General features: G+C 57.3%; 1 rRNA gene. It reads right to left on the bottom strand.

Going from position 1 to position 3,293, the window contains the following annotated elements:
- Window positions 1–21: 21 nt before the first annotated feature.
- A 23S ribosomal RNA gene (locus ACF07B_RS42835) occupies window positions 22–3,145 on the bottom strand.
- Window positions 3,146–3,293 lie beyond the last annotated feature (148 nt).

Genomic DNA, 3,293 nt, shown 5'->3' with positions numbered 1-3,293 from the left:
ACACAGTGGACGCGAGCAACTGAGGACAAGCCCTCGGCCTATTAGTACCAGTCACCTCCACCCGTTGCCGGGCTTCCAGATCTGGCCTATCAACCCAGTCGTCTACTGGGAGCCTTAACCCCTCAAAGGGGGTGGGAATACTCATCTCGAAGCAGGCTTCCCGCTTAGATGCTTTCAGCGGTTATCCCTCCCGAACGTAGCCAACCAGCCATGCCCTTGGCAGGACAACTGGCACACCAGAGGTTCGTCCGTCCCGGTCCTCTCGTACTAGGGACAGCCCTTCTCAATATTCCTACGCGCACAGCGGATAGGGACCGAACTGTCTCACGACGTTCTAAACCCAGCTCGCGTACCGCTTTAATGGGCGAACAGCCCAACCCTTGGGACCGACTCCAGCCCCAGGATGCGACGAGCCGACATCGAGGTGCCAAACCATCCCGTCGATATGGACTCTTGGGGAAGATCAGCCTGTTATCCCCGGGGTACCTTTTATCCGTTGAGCGACGGCGCTTCCACAAGCCACCGCCGGATCACTAGTCCCGACTTTCGTCCCTGCTCGACCCGTCGGTCTCACAGTCAAGCTCCCTTGTGCACTTACACTCAACACCTGATTGCCAACCAGGCTGAGGGAACCTTTGGGCGCCTCCGTTACTCTTTAGGAGGCAACCGCCCCAGTTAAACTACCCATCAGACACTGTCCCTGATCCGGATCACGGACCCAGGTTAGACATCCAGCACGACCAGACTGGTATTTCAACGACGACTCCACCTGAACTGGCGTCCAAGCTTCACAGTCTCCCAGCTATCCTACACAAGCCGAACCGAACACCAATATCAAACTGTAGTAAAGGTCCCGGGGTCTTTCCGTCCTGCTGCGCGAAACGAGCATCTTTACTCGTAGTGCAATTTCACCGGGCCTATGGTTGAGACAGTCGAGAAGTCGTTACGCCATTCGTGCAGGTCGGAACTTACCCGACAAGGAATTTCGCTACCTTAGGATGGTTATAGTTACCACCGCCGTTTACTGGCGCTTAAGTTCTCAGCTTCGCCACCCCGAAGAGTGACTAACCGGTCCCCTTAACGTTCCAGCACCGGGCAGGCGTCAGTCCGTATACATCGCCTTACGGCTTCGCACGGACCTGTGTTTTTAGTAAACAGTCGCTTCTCGCTGGTCTCTGCGGCCACCCCCAGCTCACCGAGTAAATCGGATCACCAGTGATGGCCCCCCTTCTCCCGAAGTTACGGGGGCATTTTGCCGAGTTCCTTAACCATAGTTCACCCGAACGCCTCGGTATTCTCTACCTGACCACCTGAGTCGGTTTAGGGTACGGGCCGCCATGAAACTCGCTAGAGGCTTTTCTCGACAGCATAGGATCATCCACTTCACCACAATCGGCTCGGCATCAGGTCTCAGCCTTGATGTGTGACGGATTTGCCTATCACACGGCCTACACCCTTACCCCGGGACAACCACCGCCCGGGATGGACTACCTTCCTGCGTCACCCCATCACTCACCTACTGCAGGTCTGGTCCGTCGGCTCCACCACTCCCCTTTGCCCGAAGGCTCCGGGGCGGCTTCACGGACTTAGCATCGCCTGGTTCAATGTTTGACGCTTCACAGCGGGTACCGGAATATCAACCGGTTATCCATCGACTACGCCTGTCGGCCTCGCCTTAGGTCCCGACTTACCCTGGGCAGATCAGCTTGACCCAGGAACCCTTAGTCAATCGGCGCACACGTTTCTCACGTGTGTATCGCTACTCATGCCTGCATTCTCACTCGTGAACCGTCCACCACTGCCTTCCGGCGCGGCTTCACCCGGCACACGACGCTCCCCTACCCATCACAGCGGGCGTTGGCCCTATTGCTGCAATGACACGACTTCGGCGGTACGCTTGAGCCCCGCTACATTGTCGGCGCGGAATCACTAGACCAGTGAGCTATTACGCACTCTTTCAAGGGTGGCTGCTTCTAAGCCAACCTCCTGGTTGTCTGTGCGACTCCACATCCTTTCCCACTTAGCGTACGCTTAGGGGCCTTAGTCGATGCTCTGGGCTGTTTCCCTCTCGACCATGGAGCTTATCCCCCACAGTCTCACTGCCGCGCTCTCACTTACCGGCATTCGGAGTTTGGCTAAGGTCAGTAACCCGGTAGGGCCCATCGCCTATCCAGTGCTCTACCTCCGGCAAGAAACACACGACGCTGCACCTAAATGCATTTCGGGGAGAACCAGCTATCACGGAGTTTGATTGGCCTTTCACCCCTAACCACAGGTCATCCCCCAGGTTTTCAACCCTGGTGGGTTCGGTCCTCCACGACCTCTTACAGCCGCTTCAACCTGCCCATGGCTAGATCACTCCGCTTCGGGTCTTGAGCGCGCTACTGAATCGCCCTATTCGGACTCGCTTTCGCTACGGCTTCCCCACACGGGTTAACCTCGCAACGCACCGCAAACTCGCAGGCTCATTCTTCAAAAGGCACGCAGTCACGACGCACTGAGTAAACTCAATGCGCGACGCTCCCACGGCTTGTAGGCACACGGTTTCAGGTACTATTTCACTCCGCTCCCGCGGTACTTTTCACCATTCCCTCACGGTACTATCCGCTATCGGTCACCAGGGAATATTTAGGCTTAGCGGGTGGTCCCGCCAGATTCACACGGGATTTCTCGGGCCCCGTGCTACTTGGGTGTCTCTCAAACGAGCCGTTGATGTTTCGACTACGGGGGTCTTACCCTCTACGCCGGACCTTTCGCATGTCCTTCGCCTACATCAACGGTTTCTGACTCGTCTCACAGCCGGCAGACTGTGAAAGAGAGATCCCACAACCCCCCAAGCGCAACCCCTGCCGGGTCTCACACGCTTGAGGTTTGGCCTCATCCGGTTTCGCTCGCCACTACTCCCGGAATCACGGTTGTTTTCTCTTCCTGCGGGTACTGAGATGTTTCACTTCCCCGCGTTCCCTCCACATACCCTATGTGTTCAGGTATGGGTGACAGCCCATGACGACTGCCGGGTTTCCCCATTCGGAAACCCCCGGATCAAAGCCTGGTTGACGGCTCCCCGGGGACTATCGTGGCCTCCCACGTCCTTCATCGGTTCCTGGTGCCAAGGCATCCACCGTGCGCCCTTAAAAACTTGGCCACAGATGCTCGCGTCCACTGTGCAGTTCTCAAACAACGACCAACCACCCATCACCCCCGGTTACCACCGGAGTTCACTGGGGCCGGCACTGAAGGCAGCCGTAATCGGCCGTACCTTCAGACACCCAACAGCGTGCCCGACCCTCTTG

The sequence above is a fragment of the Streptomyces sp. NPDC015532 genome (genome assembly GCF_043078065.1).
Classification (GTDB): domain Bacteria; phylum Actinomycetota; class Actinomycetes; order Streptomycetales; family Streptomycetaceae; genus Streptomyces.
The sequence above is the reverse complement of the archived record's forward strand: the minus strand, read 5'-3'. Positions and strand labels throughout refer to the sequence as shown.